Origin of the sequence: Coralloluteibacterium stylophorae (assembly GCF_018122625.2) — a bacterium.
Classification (GTDB): domain Bacteria; phylum Pseudomonadota; class Gammaproteobacteria; order Xanthomonadales; family Xanthomonadaceae; genus Coralloluteibacterium; species Coralloluteibacterium stylophorae.
Window position 1 is genome coordinate 1 of record NZ_JAGQFT020000003.1, and the last position, 14,878, is coordinate 14,878.

The window sequence follows — 14,878 nt, forward strand, 5'->3', positions numbered from 1 at the left end:
GCTGCGGCGCGGGCGCTGCCGCCGCATCCCCACTTCGCCCGCCCCCCCCGCCCGCCCGCACCGATGATGCGGCGCACTTCCCCTGGACCCCCGCCCGATGCCGATGCGACGTCGCGACTTCCTGCAAGCCTCCGCCGCCCTGCTCGCCTTCCTGCAGCTTCCCGCGCATGCGCAGGAGGCGGACGCCAGCCTGCGTTTCCGCGACGACGGCGTCGCCTTCGACCACGCCGCGCTCAAGGGCCGCGCCCGCGCCCTGGCGCAGGCGCCCTTCCGGCAGCGCCCCACCCGGATCACCCAGGCCATGCGCGACATGAGCTGGGACGCCTACCAGTCGATCCACTACGACCGCGCGCATGCGTTGTGGGCCGACGCGGGGCTGCACGTGCGCGCGCAGTTCTTCCACCTCGGCCGCGGCTTCACCCGCCCGGTGCGGATCTTCGAGGTCGCCGCCGGCCGCGCGCGCGAGCTCGCCTACGGACCCGGCATGTTCGACTACGGCAGCAGCGGCCTCGACCGCACCGCCCTGCCCGACGACCTCGGCTTCGCCGGCTTCCGCGTCAACCTGCACACCGATCCCGTCCGCGACGTCGTCGCCTTCCTCGGCGCCAGCTACTTCCGCGCAGTGGGCGGCGAGTGGCAATACGGTCTGTCGGCGCGCGGGCTGGCGGTGGACACCGGGCTGCCGCGCGACGAGGAATTTCCGGAGTTCACCGAGTTCTACCTGGAGCGGCCCGCGCCCGGCTCCCGCACCCTGGTCGTCCACGCCCTGCTCGACTCGCCGAGCATCGCCGGCGCCTACCGGTTCGCGATCACCCCCGGGGCCACGCTGACGATGGACGTCGACGCCGCGCTCTACCCGCGACGGTCGATCGAGCGCCTGGGCATCGCGCCGCTGACGAGCATGTACCAGGCCGGCGAGAACGATCGGCGCATGGCCAACGACTGGCGACCCGAGATCCACGACAGCGACGGGCTGGCCATGCACACCGGCGCCGGCGAGTGGATCTGGCGACCGCTGGTCAACCCGCGCGAGCTGCGCTTCAACGCCTTCGCCGATACCGGCCCGCGCGGCTTCGGGCTGCTGCAGCGCGATCGCGACTTCGACCATTACCAGGACGACGGGGTCTTCTACGACCGCCGGCCCAGCCTCTGGATCGAGCCGCGCGGCGACTGGGGCGCGGGCTCGGTGCAGCTCGTGGAGATCCCGACGCCCGACGAGACGCTCGACAACATCGTCGCGTTCTGGAACCCGGCCGCCCCGGTGACCGGCGGCGAGGAGCTGCTCTACGCCTATCGGATGCACTGGGGCGGCCGCACTCCGGCCGAGCCACCGCTGGCGCAGGCGGTGGCGACGCGCACCGGCATCGGCGGAGTGATCGGCGTTGAGCGCACCTACTACTCCAGGCGCTTCGCCGTCGACCTGGCGGGCGGCGACCTGGCCCTGCTCACCCGCGACACGCCGGTGGAGCCGGTGATCACGCTGGACGGCGGCCGGGTGGAGACCGTCTCGGCGCGCCCGCTCGATGCGATCGACGGCTACCGGGTGATGTTCGATCTCGTGCCGGACCCGGGGCGTCGCGAGCAGATCACCGTGCGCATGTTCCTGCGCGCGGGCGGGCAGCCGCTCAGCGAGACCTGGCTGTACCAGTTCAGCCCGCCGCCGGAGGGGGCCGGGGCGGGCTGAGGGCGGGCAAGCGGCTCAGTCGACCGAGGCGAGCGTCGCGGTCTTCTGCGCCGGGGGATTGACCCACTCGACGCGGATGCCGCGCCGCGTGGCGATCTGTTCGACGCGGGCGATATAGGCCTGGTCGTTGGAGAAGTTCGACTGCGCCACCGGGCGCGTCTGCGGACCGCCGGCACAGGCGGACAGGAGGGGAAGAGCGAGAACCACGACAGCGACGGCGCACGACACACGCAGGACGGACATGACGGCTTCTCCTCGGCACGGCGGCGCGACGGTCGCACCGCCACGCTCCGAATCTACGCCCGCCGCAGCGGCCCGCCCCCTGCCGTCGGTCGGTTCCGACGAGCGGCGGTCGGGTCAGGCCCGCGCCGCATCCTCGACGGCGCCCAGCTGGGCCAGGACCGTGGTGGCATAGGCTCCCGGGGGCAGCGCGAAGCCGATCCGCAGCCCCTCCTCCACCCACTCCCCGCACAGATCGGTCACCCGCATGCGCAGCGCGCGCCGTTCCTGGCGCAGGCCGGCGGCCTCGAGCCCGGCGCGCAGCGCGAGGGCCTCCTCGTCGGCGAGCACCGCCTCCTCGAGCGCGCGCGCGGCGGCGACCGGGCGCGGCTCGCCGCGGCCCCAGAGCACGCCGGTCGGATGGATGTCGAGCGCGGCGGCGCGCGCGGCGAGCGCCGCATCCGGGTCCTCGGGGCCGAACACGCTGTGGCTGCCGTCGAGCATCCACACCTCGCCCGCCAGGCCGCGGTCCCAGCTGCCGTCGGCCACCCGCGCCGCGAGCACGCGGTTGAACAGCGCCGAGCGCGCCGCCGACAGCAGGATGCCGCGCTGCTCGCGCTTGACCCGCGCGCCGGCGAACATCCGCAGCGCCTGCGCGAGGTTGCCGGCCTCGCGGCCGAAACGCTGCTCGCCGAAGGCGTTGGGCGCACCGCGGCGCGCGATCTCGGCGAGGCGCGCGTCGACGGTGGCGCGCTCGCCGCGCACCTCGCGCAGCAGCAGCGAGAAGCGGTTGCCGGCGAGCGCGCCGCGCGGCAGCTTGCGGTTGTGCCACGTGGCCTCGACCACGCGCAGGTCCTCCGCCTCGAGCGCGGCCAGCTCCGGCGCCACGCGCTTCGGCAGGTGCACGCTGATGCGCTGGCGGGTCACCGCGTGGCGGTCCTTGAGGCCGGCGTAGCCGATCGCGACCTCGCCCACGCCCGCCCACTGCGCGATCCGCTTCGCAGCGAAGGCGGTGGTCATGCCGCGCTTCTCGATCGTCAGCAGCAGGTGCTCGCCCTCGCCCGTGGCGGCGAAGGCGTCGACCTCGTCGACCCGGAAGTCCTCCGGCGTACAGCGGATCCGCGCGCCCAGGACGTCTGCCCCGAACGCGCGCGGCACCGCGCTCATGCGCGCTCCAGCAGGGCGACCGCCATCGCCGCGATGCCTTCGCCGCGGCCGGTGAACCCGAGGCGTTCGCTGGTGGTGGCCTTGACGCTCACCGCGTCGATGTCGATGCCCAGGTCCGCGGCGACGTGCGCGCGCATCGCCGGCGCATGCGGCCCGACCTTCGGCCGTTCGCAGACCACGGTGATGTCGCAGTTGCCGACCCGCCAGCCGCGCTCGGCGACCAGCCCGCGGCAGTGGCGCAGCAGCATGCGGCTGTCGGCGTCCTTCCAGCGCATGTCCGACGGGGGGAAGTGCACGCCGATGTCGCCCAGCGCCAGCGCCCCGAGCAGGGCGTCGCAGAGCGCATGCAGGACGACGTCGCCATCCGAATGCGCGACCACGCCCTGGCTGTGCGGCACGCGCACGCCGCCGAGCATCAGGTGATCGCCCTCGCCGAAGGCGTGGACGTCGTAGCCCTGGCCGATACGCATGGCGACATTGCTCCTGCTGAAGGGCGCGCAAGGATACGGGAGCGCGGCGGCGCCGCCCAACGCATACGGACAGGGCTGTTGCAGCGCAGCACGACCGCGCTATCGTGCTGCGACGCCCCCCAGGACCGCATCGCCAGGCCATGCGCCCGAGCCCGCTGCCGGTTGTTTCCTGCACGCGATGCGCACCGATGGCGCTGGCCGGGGTCCGCCTGCACCCACCGCCGGATGCCGCCGCCACGCTGCCGCGTCGCTGCCTGCTCGCCGAGCTCGACGCATCGACCGCGCTGCTGACGCTGCTGGTCGCCCCGCCCGGATACGGCAAGACTGCGGTGCTGCGGCAATGGCAGGAGCAGTCGCGGGAACGGCGCACACCGTTCGCATGGCTGTCGCTGGACCGCGTCGATGCCGACCCGGAGCGGTTCGCCCGCATGCTTCTGGCCGCGCTGGCGCACGCCGGCCTCGATGTGCCTGCGCTTCCCGCCGACGCCCACGGCGAGGCGCTCGTCGATGCCGCCGCGCTGGCGATCGCCGCCACGCAGGGGACGGTGGCGCTGGTGCTGGACGATTACGACCGCGTCGCGCATGGCGACGTGCATGCGCTGCTCATGCGCCTGGTCCGCCACTGTGGACGACGGCTGCGCACGGTGGTCGCGTCCGCCGGCGCGCCCGCGCTGCCCCTGGCCCACCTCTGGGTCCGCGGGCTGGCCGAGCGCATCGACGCCGCCGCGCTCGCGTTCGATGCGGACGAGACGCGTCGCGCGCTCGGTCCTGCGTACGATGCGGAAACCGCCGCGGCGGTGCACCAGCTCACCCTGGGCTGGCCGGTCGCGGTGCGGCTGGCGCGGGCATGGCTCGACGCGGAGCGGGCGGACGGCGCCCCCGCCGTCATGGGATTCGCGGCGCGGTCGGAGGCGCTCGCTGCCTACCTGGACGAGGAGGTCCTGGCGTCGCTCGAGCCGGCGCTGCGCGACCTCCTGGTGGAGACCGCGATGCTCGCGCGCATCGACGGCCGCCTCGCCGACCAGATACGTGGCCGCGACGACAGCGTCGCCCTGCTCGAGCGCCTCGCGCCGCTGCGCGGCCTGCTCCTGGTCGACGATGGCGCTGCACACGGCTACCGCCACCACCCCCTGTTCGCCGTCCACCTGCGCCGGCGCTTCGACGCGCTGCCCGCCGCCATGCGCGGCCGCCTGCACCGGGCGGCGGCCACCTGTCTGGGCGCCGAGGGCGACGCCGCGTCGGCATTGGCGCATGCGCTCGCGGCGGGGGACGAGTCGCTCGCCCTCGCGCTGTTCGTGGATGCCGGCGGCTGGGAGGTGGCCCTGGTCCGCGGGGTCGCCAGCCTGCAGGCGCTGCTGCGCCCCTTCGACCGGCGCCGCGTCCGCGTGCTGCCCGACCTCGCGCTGGCCCAGGCCTGCGTGCACAGCAGCCTCGGCCAGTTCCCGCCGGCGCAGGCGCTGCTGGAGAGCGTGCGCGATGCTGCGGACCACCTGCCTGCGCGCCTGCAGCGCGGCTACGCCCTGGTCGTGGCGCTGTTGCGGGTACTGATGGACGAGGTGGCCGACAATCCCGGCGCCGTCGCCGGCCTGCGCTCGCAGGCGGCGGCCATGGATGCCGACGACGACGTCGGCCGCGGGCTCCTGCTCGCCGCCTGCGCCGCCGCCTGCACTGCGCGCGGCGCGTTCGCCGAGGCCGGCGACCGTGCGCGCGACGCGCAGGAGGCGCTGGAGCGTCGCGGCCACGCGGTCGGCGTCGCCCACGCGCTCGTGCAGCAGGCGCTGAGCCGCTTGCATCGCGGGCAGACCGAGCATGCGCGACTTGCGCTGGCGCAGGCGCGACATGGGCTCGCCGGGCTGCCGGCGTCGGAGACCTCCCTGCCGGCGGCGCTCGCGTGCATCGAGGCGCGCCTTGAACTGCTGCGCGGCGAGCCGCCGTCGGCGGCGGGCGCACTGCGGCTGGAGGCTGCGCTGCTCCGGCTCGAGGCGGCGGCGGGATGGGTGGACATCTATGCGGACGGCTTCGAGGCGGCGATCGCGATGGCCCGTCACCGCGGCGATCCGGCAGCGGCGCTGGCGCTGGCGGAGCGGGCCGCGGCCCTCGCCGGGAGCCGCCGTCTGGCGCGGCTCGCCGGCCTGGCGATGGCGTGGCGGATCGACATCCTTCTCGACCATGCGGCGGCGTCGGCGCACCGGCTGATCGTGCAGGCCGACGTGGAGTCCGAGTTCGCGCACATCCGTGCGCAGCCGCAGGCCTGGCGGCAGGCGCATGCGCTGGGGCGTGCCCTGGCGCGCTGGCACCAGTCCAGCGGCCGCGGTGCGCGTGCGCTGGAGATCCTGGATGCACTGGCGCCGGCGGGGCGTCCGCCGGAGACCCTGGCGGAGCAGGCGACGGCCGCGGCGCGCGCGCTGCTCCTGCAGCAGCGCGGCGAGCAGCACGCGGCGCTCGCGCTGGCAGGCTCGCTGCTCGACCGGGTGGCCGTCGACGGCGCGCTGCAGGTGGTTTTGGGGCTGGGCGCGCCGGCCAAGAGCCTGCTGCGCCTGGTCCGGCAGCATGGCGGCGGCGAGGGCGCGGCGCGCGCCGCCGCGATCCGCCAGCTGCTCGCGCATCCCTGGTGGGCGGGCCGCCAGGACGCCGACTTCAGCGAGCGCGAACTGGACGTGCTGGCCCTGCTCGCGCCCTGCCGGTCGAACAAGGCGATCGCGCGGCGGCTCAACCTGTCCGAGAACACGGTGAAGTTCCACCTCAAGAACCTCTTCCGCAAGCTCGGCGCCGGCACCCGCGCCGAAGCGGTCGAGCGCGGCCGCGAACTCGGGCTGACGCAGCCGGCTCCCGCCGCCGCAGACGCCGGCCGCGGCCAGGCGAACGCGCCGCGGCACGGCCTGCCGTGCCGCGACTAACGCGCGGAGGTCAGGGCCGGACCGCGATCACCTCGATCTCCACGCGATAGCCGGGGTTCGCCAACCCGGCGATCTGGAATGCCGAACGCGCCGGCAGCCGGGGCTGCTCCGCCTCCTTGCCGAAGAACTGCGTGTAGCCCTTCATGAAGCCGGCGAAGTCGAGCCGGCCGTCGTTCTCGGGACCGCCGACCAGGAACACCTGCATCTTGACCACGTCGCCCATGCCCAGTCCGAGGCCCTCGAGCTGCTCCCTGATCGAGGTGAGCACGCTGACGGTCTGGCGCTCGGTGTCGCCGTACGCCTCCAGGCTGTCCCTCGGCGCCTCCGGGTTCACCACCGACGGCACCTTGCCGCTGAGGTAGACGGTCGTCCTGCCGGCGGGCACCTCGACGGCGGCGGCGATCGGGAAGTCGCTGCCGGGGATGCCGTGGCGGACGACGTCCTCGGCCTGCGCCGACGCGGACGCCGCGGCGAAGACGAGGCCGGAGAGGATGCGATGGGAGATATGCATGGCGGGGAGACCCTGGTGGTGGAACGGAAGGACGAGGAAGCCGCGGTGACGGTTCACCGCAGCCGGGCGACCTCCTCGGCGGTGATGGCGCCGGGGAAGTCGTTGCCCAGGTGGTGGCGGACGTACTCCACCACGCCGGCGACCTGCTCGTCGCTCAGCATTTCGCCGAACCCGGGCATGCCGCCACGCCCCTGGAGCACGGTGATCGCGACGTAGGCGCTTCCGGTGAGGGCGGGATTGCCGCGCAGCGCCGGGTAGCTGCCGGCGCCGGTGGCTCCGCCGCCGTCGGCCATGTGGCAGCCCCGGCAGATCACGCCGTAGACGGTTTCACCGGACGCTCCGGCGAAAGCGTCCTGGCGGATGAAGGTCGGCGTCGCGTCGGACGACTGCGCGTGCGCCAGACCCGCAGGCAGCGCCACGGCGAGCGCCAGCAGCAGGCGACCCGGATGTAGGCGCACGTTCATGCCGTCCCCCCGCTTATCACCCGGCGGTGCAGGCGGCCGATCACGTCGTGCGCCGACAGGACCGCACCCTCCTGCCACGCCGGGATGTAGGAGACGTGTTCGCCGGCCAGGGCGATGCGACCGTCGATCCGGCACAGGTTCTCGTAGTGCTCCGCGCGGCGCTCCTCGGTCCACATGCCGAAGCAGCCGTGGGTGAACGGCACCCGGTGCCAGCCGACCGCGATGCCGTTGTCGAATTCCCGCGGATACTGCGGGTGGATGCGCGCGCCGTCCTCCAGCGCCTGGCGTACGCGCTGTGCGGGATCCATCGAGGTCATCTCGAAGCTTTCCAGCCCCCACATGTAGGCACCGAGGAGCACGCCCTTGCCGGGACTGTGGTAGCCGGTGCTGGGATAGCCGATCACGCCGATCGGCAGGTCGGTGTAGGTGATGCCGCCATAGATCTGCTCGTCCTCCTCCCAGAACCGGCGCCTGAACTGCAGGCCGACCTTGACCGACGAGGCATACGGCACCATGCCGATGGCGGTGGCCATCTCCGTCCCGACGTTCATCGGGATGCGGTTGAGCACCGACAGCGGAATGGTGCAGATGCACCAGTCCGCGCGCTCGGTGCGTGCTTCGCCGCCGTGGGCGAGGTCCTCCCAGGTCACGCTGACGCCATCGGCGTCCTGGTGGATCCCGCTTACCTGCGCGCGGTAGCGGATCGTCTCGCCCAGGCGCTGCGCGAATGCCCTGCCGATCCGGTCCATGCCGCCCTTGGGCTGGAACATGGTCGTCTGCATCTCGTAGTTCTCGCCTGCGGCCAGGCCTGCCCACAGCCTGGACCGCAGCAGGTCCGGCGGCGCGATGGGACGGGAGAACTCGGGCCGGCCGGAGAGGCCACCTCCGGGATAGCGGGCGAAGCCGCGCCGGGTGCTGCTCTCCTCGCCCTCGACGTAGGCGAAGTTGCGGTCGAGCGCGCCCCAGCTGCGCAACGATTCCAGCAGGATCTCCTGGTCCTCGCGGCTGACCAGCTGGTCCAGGCCGCCCTGCCGGGTCGCCTTGGCCAGCAGCTCGGCGATGCCGCCGCGGTAGTCGGCGTTGACCTCGCGGTAGCGCCGCGGCGCGCCGTCCCAGGCCGCGGCGCTGTGCAGGTAGGCGTTGTAGTTGACCTGCACGAAGGACTCGAGCTCGATGCCGAAGCGCTTGCAGTAGGACAGCACGCCCTGGTGGTGGTGCGGGATGCGCCACGGCCCCGGGTTCAGGTAGAGGCCGTCGTCGAAGCCGCAGACCTGCTCGGCGCCGCCCAGCTCGACGAAGCGGTCGCCGCCGCGGAGGCTCCAGTTGCGCCCGCCGGGCCGGTCGTTGTACTCGAGCACCCGGACCCGGTAGCCGGCATTGCGCAGCTCGAAGGCGGCGGTCATGCCGGCGAGGCCCGCGCCCAGCACCAGCACCGAGGCGCCGCGGGGATCGCCCTCGAGCCGGACCGGCCCGCGGTAGCTCGATTCGGCGGCGAAGCCGAGGCTGGCCATCGCCTGGTACATCATCGCGCCGCCGGCGGCCAGGCCGATGCGCTGCAGAAGCTGGCGACGGGTCACGCCGCTGGACGGTTCGTGCATGGGTTCACCGACTCCGGAAGGACACGTCGCACCGCACCGCAGCCGTCGCCTCAGAAGTCATACGACAGGCTCACGTAGCAGGACCGGGGGCTCAGCAGGTTGTAGGAGCCGTAGTCCTCGTTCGGGAACACCGAGCCGATGCGATCGGTGTCGGTCAGGTTGTAGACCGACAGCTGCAGGCGCGCGCCGGCGAGCGGGCCATCGCGACCGCCCTGGTAGCCCAGGCTGCCGTTGACCACGACCGACGAAGGCACCTCCTCGGTGTTGAAGGTGTCGCCGTAGCGGTCGCCGGTGTACTTGGCTTCGAGGTTGGCGAAGAAGTGCTCGCCGCTGTAGCCGCCGTTGAGGTTGAACATCAGCTCCGGCTGGTCGGGCACGTCGTTGCCCGCCACCTCGCGCAGGCTGCCGTCGGAGTTGTAGTAGTCGTCCTGGAACTCCGAGCGGTTGAGCGTCAGCGACGCGCCGGTGCGCCAGCCGGGGGCCGGCCGCCACATGCCGGAGATCTCCACGCCGTAGGTCTCGACGTCGCCGACGTTCTGGTACACGGTCGAGTCGACCACGTAGGGATCGGGATCGCTGAGCGCGATGATGCGGTTGTTGTAGGCGATCCAGTAACCGGCGATGTAGCCGCTCCAGTCGCCGTTCTCCACGCGCACGCCGAGGTCGACGTTCTCGGAATCCTCCGGCGCGAGCGTGGCCAGGGTGTCGCCGCCCGCGGTCAGCGACTGCCGCGGCGCGGCGCTGAAGTTCTCGGCGTAGTTGGCGAACAGCTGGCTGGCGTCGCCGAGGTCGAAGCTCACGCCCGCCTGCGGCTGGAACCAGTCGCTGTCCTCGCGCCGGGTCGAGCGGGTGGTGTTGGCATAGAAGTCGTCGAGGTTGGCGATGCCCTCGAAATCGCGCTCGACCTGCAGGCCCTTCGCACCGAACTCCAGGCGCATGCGCCCGTCCAGCAGGCGCAGGGTGTCCTTGACGAACACCTGGGTGACCTCGGTGTCGAAGTTGCGGTCGTAGTAGTTGATGATGAACGGCTGGTCCTTGAGGATGTCGCCGCCCTCGTCGAGGTTGTACAGCGGGCGGTACTGCGAGAACTCGTAGCTCTCGTACCAGCCGCCGACCTCCAGCGTGTTGAGGTCGCTTTCCCAGGCGACGCTGCCGGTGATGCCCTTGCGGTCGCCATCGATCTCCTCCAGCCGCTTCGCCATGCGCCCCGGCGAGAGCAGGGCGATGTCGGTGCGGTCGGGGTCGCCGGCCAGCGCATTCTCGTACTGCGTCAGCGCGCCATCGGGCGTCGCGGTGCCGTAGCCGTAGCCGCGCTTGTTCTCGACGTAGGGCACGAAGCGCAGCCTGATCCGGTCGGCGAGCAGGAAGTCCCCGTGCAGGCTCACCAGCGAATCGATGCGGCCGTTGGTCCAGTTGCCGGCGTAGCTGGCATCGGCCACGGGATCGCCGCTGGCGGTCGGGTTGAGGTCCCAGGACAGCGAGCCGTCGAGGTTGTAGCTCTGGTAGTCGTGGTCGTCGCGCTTGTTGTAGCGCCAGGCAAGCGCGAGGCTGTTCATGCCCCACGCCTGCTGCACCTTCATCTCGAAGTGGTCCGCCTCGAGCGTGGCGTCGTTGTTGTCCCACTGCGTGCCGCGGGTGCGCGCGGCCGAGAAATAGGCGCTCGGCCCACCGCTCCACCATTCCGGCGTATCGATGCGCGCGAAGGTGCGCACGAATTCGTCGGAGCCCAGCGTCTGCGAAACCGATCCGCCCCACACGCCGGTCGGGTCGTCGCTGGTGTAGCGGATCGCGCCGCCGAGCGCGTGGTAGGAGGGCTGGGTCACGTCGCCCGAGCCCGCGGACACGGTGGCGTCGAGCAGGTTCTCGGTCAGCACGTAGCGCGAGATCGGTCCGCCCTCGCGCACGTCGGAGGTCTCCAGCGGAATCCCGTCGAGGGTGACGCCGACCTGTTCCGAGCTGAAGCCGCGGATGCGCAGGGCATCGCCGAACTCGTAGAGGCCATAGGGATCGGTGCTCTGCACGTTCACGCCGGGCAGCTCGCCGAGCAGGTTCTGCGGCGAGATGCCCGGCGCCTCGGCGAGGATCTCCGCCTGCGAGATCGACGCGGTGGCGCGGGTCGAGCCGCTCCCGACCACGCTGATCGTGTCCAGGCGCGCCGCAGCGCCGTTCGCGCCCGCTTCCGCAGCGGAACCGCTGTCGATCGCCTGCGGCTCCTCGGCCAGCGCCGGTGGGATCGCCACCAGTGCCGGCAGCACCGTTCCCATCAGGCAGAACCGGATCCGTGCATCGGGCTTCCTCAACCGCATCGTCGCTCTCCTCGGTTTCAGCACTGGCGCATGGACGCGTCCCGGCGGGACGCGCGGGGTTGCCCACTCCGTCGCGGCGACGCCCGCAGCGACGGGCGAACGGCCGCAGCGGTCCGCTGCGCGTCGCCGCGGTGGGCGCGCAATGTGGGGCGATCGGTTGCGGTCACCGCCGCGCGGCGCTGGAAGCCGCCGCGTCCCTGGCAGGCGTGTGACCGTTCGATGACGACCTTAGCCAGAAGCGCCGCCGACGGGCGCTCGCCGGCGGGTAGGCCCGGCCGACGGGTAGGTGCTGGCGGGAGGGGGACCTACCCGGTGCGGGCAGGGTCGCGCGTCAGTGGCGCGCCAACAGGAACTCGGCGAAGGCGAGGTCCGCCGGCGTGGTGACCTTGATGTTGTCCTCGGCGCCCTCGACCAGCAGCGGGGCCAGGCCGAGGCGCTCCATCGCCATGGCCTCGTCGGTGACGGCGACGCCGGCACGGGCCGCGGCCTCGAGGGCGCGGGTGAGGCCGCCGCGGCGGAACAGCTGCGGGGTGAGCGCACGCCACAGGTCCTCGCGCGGCTGGGTCGCGGCCACGGTGGTCGCCGCGGTGGCGCGCTTGAGCGTGTCGCGCACCGGCGCCGCGAGCAGCGCGCCGACGGCATGCACGGCGCCGCGCTCGAGCAGCGCGTCGAGGTCGGCCAGGCGCACGCAGGGCCGCGCCGCATCGTGCACCAGCACCGGATCGTCCTCGATCACCGTCGCCGGCAGCGCCTGCAGCGCGGCCAGCACCGAATCGGCGCGCTCGTCGCCGCCCCAGCAGGTGAAGACGGGCTTGCCGACGACCTCGCGCAGGCGCGGCCAGTGCGGATCGTCCGGCGCCAGCGCCACCATCGCCGCATCGATGCGCGGGTGCGACAGCACCCGCTCGAGCGTGCGCTGGATCAGCGGCGCGCCGCCGAGGTCGACGTACTGCTTGGGCAGGGCGCCGCCGAAGCGCGCGCCGCGCCCGGCGGCCGGCACCACCACCCAGGTCACTGCCGGCCGTCCCCGTCGGCGGGCTGCGCCGCGGGCGCGTCCTCGACCACGCGGTAGAAGGTCTCGCCCGGGCGGATCATGCCGAGCTCGGAACGGGCACGCTCCTCGATCGCGGCATCGCCGGTCTTGAGATCCTCGACCTCGGCCGACAGCGCGTCGTTGCGCAGCTTGAGCCTGGCGTTCTCCGCGCGCTGCCGGGCGACCGACTGCTCCAGCGCCTCCACCTCCCGCCAGCCGCCCTCGCCCGCCCAGAACTTGACCTGGAGCAGCACCAGAAGCGCGACCAGCAACAGCGCGATGAGGCGGAACATGGGCGGGCGGCCGGCGGTTGCAGCGCTGGAGTCCGGTCAGCGTGCCAGGTTCGGGAAGGCGTTGCGGCCGGCGTAGCGCGCCGCGCTGCCGAGCGCCGACTCGATGCGCAGCAGCTGGTTGTACTTGGCCACGCGATCCGAACGGCACAGCGATCCGGTTTTGATCTGGGTGGCGGTGGTCGCCACGGCGATGTCGGCGATGGTGGTGTCCTCGGTCTCGCCGGAGCGGTGCGAGACCACCGCCGAGTACTTCGCACGCTCGGCCATGGCGATGGCCTCCAGGGTCTCGGTCAGCGTGCCGATCTGGTTGACCTTGATCAGGATCGAGTTGGCCACGCCGCGCTCGATCCCCTGGGCGAAGATCTTCGGGTTGGTCACGAACAGGTCGTCGCCGACCAGCTGCACCTTGCCGCCGAGGCGGTCGGTGAGCGCCTTCCAGCCGTCCCAGTCGTCCTCGGACATGCCGTCCTCGATGGTGACGATCGGGTACTCCGCGCACCAGCCGGCCAGGAACTCGACGAACTGGTCGGACCCCAGGCGCTTGCCCTCGCCGGTCAGGTGGTACTTGCCGTTCTCATGGAACTCGGTGCTGGCCACGTCGAGGCCGAGCAGCACGTCGTCGCCGGCCTTGTAGCCGGCCTTGCCGATGGCCTCCATGATCGTGTCCAGCGCCTCGACGTTGGAGCGCAGGTCGGGGGCGAAGCCACCCTCGTCGCCGACGGCGGTCGACAGGCCGCGCGCCTTCAGCACGCTCTTCAACGCATGGAAGATCTCGGCGCCGGCGCGCAGCGCCTCGGCGAAGCGGTCGAAGCCGACCGGCAGCACCATGAACTCCTGCAGGTCGACGTTGTTGTCGGCATGCGCGCCGCCGTTGATGATGTTCATCATCGGCACCGGCAGCACCGGCGCGCGCTCGCCGGCCAGGTGATTCCACAGCGGGAGCTTCCGCGAGGCCGCCACCGCATGCGCGTTGGCGAGCGACACGCCGAGCAGCGCATTGGCGCCCAGCCGGCCCTTGTTCTCGGTGCCGTCGAGGTCGATCAGCTTGCGGTCGAGCCCGGCCTGGTCCCGGGCGTCGAAGCCCTTCAGCGCCGTGGCGATGGCGTCGTTGACGTTGCCGACCGCGCGGGTCACGCCCTTGCCGAGGTAGCGGGTCCTGTCGCCGTCGCGCAGCTCCACCGCCTCCTTGCTGCCGGTCGAGGCGCCGGACGGCACCGCGGCGCGGCCGACGGAACCATCGGCGAGCGTGACCTCGGCCTCGAGCGTCGGATTGCCGCGGGAATCGAGGATCTCGCGGGCGAGGATGGCGGTGATGGTGGTCATGGATCTGCGGTCCTGTGCGGAAAGACGGAAGGAAGATCGTTGCGGAGCGGCTGACGCGCCGGCGCCGGGTCAGACGTCGGCTTCGAGGAAGCCGTTCTTCTTGGTGATCGCGTCGATCGCCATCAGGTTCTCGAGCAGCGCCTGCATGCGGTCGAGCGGCCATGCGTTCGGGCCGTCGGAGAGCGCCTTGGCCGGATCCGGGTGGGTCTCGGCGAACAGCCCCGCCACACCGACGGCGACCGCCGCGCGCGAGAGCACCGGCACGAACTCGCGCTGGCCGCCGGACTTGCCGCCGGCGCCGCCGGGCAGCTGCACCGAATGGGTGGCGTCGAACACCACCGGGCAGCCGGTGTCGCGCATCACCGCGAGGCTGCGCATGTCGGAGACCAGGTTGTTGTAGCCGAAGCTCGCGCCGCGCTCGCAGACCATGATGGCGGCGTTGCCGGTGGCCTTGGCCTTCTCGGCCACGTGCTTCATCTCCCAGGGCGAGAGGAACTGGCCCTTCTTGATGTTCACCGGCTTGCCGGCCTTCGCCACGTTCTGGATGAAGTCGGTCTGGCGGCACAGGAAGGCCGGGGTCTGCAGCACGTCGACGACCGCCGCCACCTCGTCCATCGGCGTGTACTCGTGGACGTCGGTGATCACCGGCACGCCGATCTGGCGCTTGACCTCGGCCAGCACCTTGAGCCCCTCCTCGATGCCCGGACCGCGGAAGCCCGACACCGAGGTGCGGTTGGCCTTGTCGAAGGACGACTTGAAGATGAAGTTCACCCTGAGCGCCGAGGTGATCTCCCTGAGCCGGCCGGCGACGTCGAGCTGCAGCTGCATCGACTCGATGACGCAGGGACCGGCGATGAGGAACAGCGGCTGGTCGAGGCCGATGTCGAATCCGCAGAGTTTCATGCTGTGCTCC

13 protein-coding genes are annotated in these 14,878 nt (G+C 72.4%); 2 read left to right on the forward strand and 11 right to left on the reverse strand.

Annotated features, from left to right (window positions below; translation table 11 throughout):
* Nucleotides 1-103 precede the first annotated feature (103 nt).
* The gene (locus KB893_RS04710; protein WP_211926554.1) at nt 104-1,684 is read left to right on the forward strand and encodes an OpgD/OpgG family glucan biosynthesis protein; all 1,581 of its coding nucleotides are present in this window, start codon (nt 104-106) and stop codon (nt 1,682-1,684) included.
* A gap of 15 nt (nt 1,685-1,699) precedes the next feature.
* On the opposite strand, the gene KB893_RS04715 is transcribed toward KB893_RS04710, so the two are convergent.
* From KB893_RS04715 to ispF, 3 genes are all read right to left on the reverse strand, one after another.
* Nucleotides 1,700-1,927: a hypothetical protein gene (locus tag KB893_RS04715; RefSeq protein WP_211926543.1), complete on the reverse strand. Its 228-nt coding sequence runs from the start codon at nt 1,925-1,927 to the stop codon at nt 1,700-1,702.
* Nucleotides 1,928-2,041: 114 nt separating this feature from the next.
* Entirely contained in the window at nt 2,042-3,070 is a 1,029-nt protein-coding gene (gene truD, locus KB893_RS04720) for a tRNA pseudouridine(13) synthase TruD (RefSeq protein ID WP_211926544.1), read from the reverse strand.
* A complete protein-coding gene (gene ispF / locus KB893_RS04725; protein WP_211926545.1) occupies nt 3,067-3,540 on the reverse strand; it encodes a 2-C-methyl-D-erythritol 2,4-cyclodiphosphate synthase in 474 nt (157 codons plus the stop codon). The genes truD and ispF overlap by 4 nt, the downstream gene beginning before the upstream one ends.
* A 188-nt stretch (nt 3,541-3,728) precedes the next feature.
* Between ispF and KB893_RS04730 the strand changes: the two genes are divergently transcribed.
* Entirely contained in the window at nt 3,729-6,437 is a 2,709-nt protein-coding gene (locus KB893_RS04730) for a winged helix-turn-helix domain-containing protein (RefSeq protein ID WP_211926546.1), read from the forward strand.
* 10 nt (nt 6,438-6,447) lie between these two features.
* On the opposite strand, the gene KB893_RS04735 is transcribed toward KB893_RS04730, so the two are convergent.
* The 8 genes from KB893_RS04735 to kdsA all read right to left on the reverse strand — a co-directional run bounded on the left by KB893_RS04735 (nt 6,448) and on the right by kdsA (nt 14,868).
* A complete protein-coding gene (locus tag KB893_RS04735; protein ID WP_211926547.1) occupies nt 6,448-6,948 on the reverse strand; it encodes a RidA family protein in 501 nt (166 codons plus the stop codon).
* 53 nt (nt 6,949-7,001) lie between these two features.
* Nucleotides 7,002-7,412 (reverse strand): c-type cytochrome, encoded by a 411-nt coding sequence (locus KB893_RS04740; protein WP_211926548.1) that lies wholly within the window; start codon nt 7,410-7,412, stop codon nt 7,002-7,004.
* Nucleotides 7,409-9,010 carry a flavin monoamine oxidase family protein gene (locus KB893_RS04745; RefSeq protein ID WP_211926549.1) on the reverse strand — a complete coding sequence of 534 codons (1,602 nt, stop codon included), beginning with the start codon at nt 9,008-9,010 and terminating at the stop codon, nt 7,409-7,411. The genes KB893_RS04740 and KB893_RS04745 overlap by 4 nt, the downstream gene beginning before the upstream one ends.
* A 50-nt stretch (nt 9,011-9,060) precedes the next feature.
* Entirely contained in the window at nt 9,061-11,316 is a 2,256-nt protein-coding gene (locus tag KB893_RS04750; RefSeq protein ID WP_246505421.1) for a TonB-dependent receptor, read from the reverse strand.
* A 331-nt stretch (nt 11,317-11,647) separates the two neighbouring features.
* Nucleotides 11,648-12,331 (reverse strand): 2-C-methyl-D-erythritol 4-phosphate cytidylyltransferase, encoded by a 684-nt coding sequence (ispD, locus tag KB893_RS04755; protein WP_338026857.1) that lies wholly within the window; start codon nt 12,329-12,331, stop codon nt 11,648-11,650.
* Nucleotides 12,328-12,642: a cell division protein FtsB gene (gene ftsB, locus KB893_RS04760; protein ID WP_211926550.1), complete on the reverse strand. Its 315-nt coding sequence runs from the start codon at nt 12,640-12,642 to the stop codon at nt 12,328-12,330. Before ftsB ends, ispD begins: the two co-directional genes overlap by 4 nt.
* 36 nt (nt 12,643-12,678) lie before the next feature.
* Entirely contained in the window at nt 12,679-13,965 is a 1,287-nt protein-coding gene (gene eno, locus KB893_RS04765) for a phosphopyruvate hydratase (protein ID WP_213173491.1), read from the reverse strand.
* 69 nt (nt 13,966-14,034) lie between these two features.
* Nucleotides 14,035-14,868 carry a 3-deoxy-8-phosphooctulonate synthase gene (gene kdsA / locus KB893_RS04770; RefSeq protein WP_211926552.1) on the reverse strand — a complete coding sequence of 278 codons (834 nt, stop codon included), beginning with the start codon at nt 14,866-14,868 and terminating at the stop codon, nt 14,035-14,037.
* Nucleotides 14,869-14,878 lie beyond the last annotated feature (10 nt).

Coding starts and splice junctions, on each gene's coding strand:
- KB893_RS04710 (WP_211926554.1), top strand. CDS start 104: ATGCGACGTCGCGACTTCCTGCAAGCCTCCGCCGCCCTGCTCGCCTTC.
- KB893_RS04715 (WP_211926543.1), bottom strand. CDS start 1,927: ATGTCCGTCCTGCGTGTGTCGTGCGCCGTCGCTGTCGTGGTTCTCGCT.
- truD (WP_211926544.1), bottom strand. CDS start 3,070: ATGAGCGCGGTGCCGCGCGCGTTCGGGGCAGACGTCCTGGGCGCGCGG.
- ispF (WP_211926545.1), bottom strand. CDS start 3,540: ATGCGTATCGGCCAGGGCTACGACGTCCACGCCTTCGGCGAGGGCGAT.
- KB893_RS04730 (WP_211926546.1), top strand. CDS start 3,729: ATGGCGCTGGCCGGGGTCCGCCTGCACCCACCGCCGGATGCCGCCGCC.
- KB893_RS04735 (WP_211926547.1), bottom strand. CDS start 6,948: ATGCATATCTCCCATCGCATCCTCTCCGGCCTCGTCTTCGCCGCGGCG.
- KB893_RS04740 (WP_211926548.1), bottom strand. CDS start 7,412: ATGAACGTGCGCCTACATCCGGGTCGCCTGCTGCTGGCGCTCGCCGTG.
- KB893_RS04745 (WP_211926549.1), bottom strand. CDS start 9,010: ATGCACGAACCGTCCAGCGGCGTGACCCGTCGCCAGCTTCTGCAGCGC.
- KB893_RS04750 (WP_246505421.1), bottom strand. CDS start 11,316: ATGCGGTTGAGGAAGCCCGATGCACGGATCCGGTTCTGCCTGATGGGA.
- ftsB (WP_211926550.1), bottom strand. CDS start 12,642: ATGTTCCGCCTCATCGCGCTGTTGCTGGTCGCGCTTCTGGTGCTGCTC.
- eno (WP_213173491.1), bottom strand. CDS start 13,965: ATGACCACCATCACCGCCATCCTCGCCCGCGAGATCCTCGATTCCCGC.
- kdsA (WP_211926552.1), bottom strand. CDS start 14,868: ATGAAACTCTGCGGATTCGACATCGGCCTCGACCAGCCGCTGTTCCTC.